Genomic DNA, 3,097 nt, shown 5'->3' with positions numbered 1-3,097 from the left:
ACCAGCGTCGCGGGCCCGACGCCGACCGCTGGCCCGCGCTGCTCGCGGCGCTCGCCGCCGACCCCGCGCTGCGGGCGGCCGTCGTCGGGCCCGCGACGCTGGTCGGCGCCCGCGGCAGCGCGCGGGTCCCCTCGTACACGGCGTGGTGGCTGCGCCGCGAGCTCGACGCGGCCGGGCCGTGGGCCGACCCGGACGCCGGGCCCGCCGTCGGCGCCCTGCTGCCGCCCGGCCCAGCGGTCCTGCGTACGGCCGACCCCGGGCTGCGGGCCGCGCTCGGGGCAGTCCGCGACCTCGACAGCCTCGACGCGTCCGTCGTCGGCACCGTGCTCGACCGGCTCACGGACGACGACCTCGCCCTCGACACCGCGACGGCGCTGCGGCTGTGGGCCACCCTCGCCCGGGTCGCGGCCGAGGCCGGGGACACGCTCGACACCGACGACGGCCCGCCCGGCCGGGTGCTGGCGGTCGGCACCGGTGACGGCGCGGGGGCCGCGCGCACCCGGGTCGTCGACGCGGCGTCGGCGGCCGTCGTCGGGTCGCCGCAGCACCTCCAGCCCGGCCTGCTCGCCGCGCACGGCGTGACCGGCGCGGTCGTCGTCGCCGCGGACCGCGCCGCGCGGGAGGCGCTCGCCGACCTGCTCGACGTCCCGCTCGCCGAGGACGTCGTCCGCGGCGTCGTCGCCGAGGACGGCGACGCGGCGGGCGAGCGCACGGACGTGCCGGACGCGGTCCGGCACCTGCTGCCCGACGCACCGGCCACCTGGTGCGAGCACGAGGTCCTGCGCGTCGACGGCGTCGAGGTCGACTGGTGGGTCGACGGGCCGCGCACCGCCGGCGCTGCTCCGACGGGACCCTCGGCCGTGGTCCACGCGGCCACGCTCGACGGGCTCGCCCGGGGGCTGGCCGCCGCGGCCGGGGCGTGGTCCCGGCGCTCCGGGGTCGCGGCCGTCCTCGAGGACCCGGCCGCGCTCGGGGCTCAGCTCGTCGACGACGCCTTCGGCGGCTGAGCCGGCCGCTCGTCGCGCAGCCGCAGGTAGCGCAGGCCGTACAGGCCCAGGGCGATCCCCACGACGGGGGTCCAGACCCACCAGCCGCGGCCGGCGTCCGAGAGCCGGCCGTGCCCGACGAGGGCCGCGACGAGCAGCACCGCCCACACCGCCGTGCCGACGAGGACTGTCCGCCGGTCGTCGGTCCGCACCGGCTCGGGGTCGGGTCGCCGGTCCCGGGACCGCACGTAGAGCCGCATGACGTCAGGCTACGGGTCAGGAGCCGCCGACGACGACGAGCCGCCGGTCGGCCGCGCGCGCATCGGGCGACGTCCCGGGCTGCGCCGGGTCCGCCGAGCCGGCCCCGGTCGTGGCCACCCGCGACGTGCGGACGCCGAGCGTCGCGAGGTACTGCTCGGCGGCCCGGGCGCGGGCCAGGCTGACCGCGGTGTCCGCCGTCGGGTCGCCGCTGTCGTCGGTGTGGCCGACGAGCGTGACGGTCGCCTCCGGGCTCGCCACGAGGACGGCGGCCGCGGCGGCGAGCACGCTGCGCCCGATCGGGCCGGGCGCGGTCTGCCCGGCGCCGAACACGAGGGCCGGCAGGCTGCTCAGCTGGGCGTCGAGGGTGGCGGCGTCGGGCGCGGTGACGTCCCCGACGGTGACCCTGTCGACGACTCCGGCCGGGTCGGGGACCGCGCGGGCGGCCGCCGCGAGGGCCTTCGCCTTCGTCGCCGCGTCGGCGACGCGGGCGGCGACGGTGATCGTGCCGCGGTCCAGGCTCACGGTGACGCCCACGGCGTCGGCCCCGAGCGCCGCGACGGTCTTCGCCACCGCGTCGGAGCCGGTGCCGGTGACGGTGTCGCTCGTCGGCGCGAGCAGCTCGACGTCGCCCGGGTCGTACGTGCGGCCCAGGGAGGTCACGACCTTCTGCGCGGTGGCGTCGTCCGGGAAGGCGCCCGCGACGACGACCCGGCCGCCGGTCGCGACGACGACGAGCGTCGTCCGGGCGGAGTTCGCGCCGCGGGCCGTCGGGGACGGCGTGGGCGAGGGGCCCGGGCCGGCGGGAGACGGGGTGCCCGCCGGGGCCGCGCTCGCCGCCGCGCGTGCAGCGGCGAGCGCCGCGGCGGCGTCGACGACGACCCCGGTCGCGTCGACGTACCGGACCCCGTCGACCTCGGCGACGACGTGCTCGGCGGCGAACGCCTGCCGGTCGTCCTTCGCGGGCCCGGTGAGGACGACGTCCCGGCCGTCGACCCGCACCTGCAGCGACGTGATGCCGGCGTCGGCGAGGGCCTCCTGCGAGCGCTGCTCGAGCTCGCTGCCCACGGACGGGGCGACGAGGACGACCTGCACGGCCGTCAGCCCGGCGAGCCCGACGAGCGACAGGACGATCGCGGCGCTCGTCCGGCGGCCCGGCGGGCGCAGCCGGCGGTACCAGCGGACGTGCGGCGGGTCGTCGTCCTCGGCGAGCCCCAGGAACGGGTCGGACGGCGGGGCGGGCGCCGTGGTCACAGCCGGGCGCCCGTGCCGCCGGAGCGGGCGGCGGCCCGGGCGGCGCCCGCGTCGGACGCGGCGAGCCGGCGGGCCTGCGTGCCCCAGGTCTGCACCGTCGGGGCGATCCGGACCCCGGCGGCGGTGAGCGCCTCGCGCAGCCTGCCGTGCGGCGCCTCGGCGATCGCCGTGAACGTCGTGATGCCGGCGCCGCGCAGCGCCCGCGCGGCGGAGAGCGTCACGCCCTCGATGCGCTCGAACTCGTCGAGGAACGGCTCCGGCGCGGGGTCGGTGACGTCGACGGCCTTCGTGGTGACGTCGACGGCCGGTTCGGTGACGTCCACCGTGACGGCGGCGGGCGCGTCCGGGACGTCGGTGACGTCCGTGACGTCCGTGACGGCGGTGACGTCCGTGACGTCCGTGACGTCGGCGGTCGCGGCGGCCGGCTCGCCGCCGCCGGTCGCGACCGGCTCCTCGGCAGCGGCCGGCTCCGTGACGTCGACGACGGTCGCGGCGACGGGGACGGCGGCCGGCTCCTCGGCGGGCGCCTGCTCGACCTGCGCCGCGGCGGCCTCGAGGTCGCTCGCCATGAGCGGCCAGTAGGCGCACCGGAAGGTCGG

2 protein-coding genes and 2 pseudogenes are annotated in these 3,097 nt (G+C 79.9%); 1 reads left to right on the top strand and 3 read right to left on the bottom strand.

Features of this window, described 5'->3' with window-relative positions; genetic code table 11:
* Positions 1 to 1,007: pseudogene (locus tag EDJALFJO_RS34245) on the top strand (hypothetical protein); the annotation flags it as partial.
* Here the strand turns inward: EDJALFJO_RS34245 and EDJALFJO_RS10880 are convergent.
* The 3 genes and pseudogenes from EDJALFJO_RS10880 to EDJALFJO_RS34240 all read right to left on the bottom strand — a co-directional run.
* Positions 977 to 1,246 (bottom strand): DUF2530 domain-containing protein, encoded by a 270-nt coding sequence (locus tag EDJALFJO_RS10880; protein ID WP_088285057.1) that lies wholly within the window; start codon positions 1,244 to 1,246, stop codon positions 977 to 979. The pseudogene EDJALFJO_RS34245 and the gene EDJALFJO_RS10880 overlap by 31 nt on opposite strands.
* A gap of 16 nt (positions 1,247 to 1,262) precedes the next feature.
* Positions 1,263 to 2,498 (bottom strand): OmpA family protein, encoded by a 1,236-nt coding sequence (locus tag EDJALFJO_RS10875; RefSeq protein WP_158220389.1) that lies wholly within the window; start codon positions 2,496 to 2,498, stop codon positions 1,263 to 1,265.
* Positions 2,495 to 3,097, bottom strand: a pseudogene (locus EDJALFJO_RS34240) (hypothetical protein); the annotation flags it as partial. The pseudogene EDJALFJO_RS34240 and the gene EDJALFJO_RS10875, both read right to left, overlap by 4 nt.

Source organism: Kineosporia sp. A_224, from assembly GCF_002198655.1.
Taxonomy (GTDB): domain Bacteria; phylum Actinomycetota; class Actinomycetes; order Actinomycetales; family Kineosporiaceae; genus R-H-3.
This window is presented reverse-complemented; position numbering and strand designations above follow the sequence as displayed.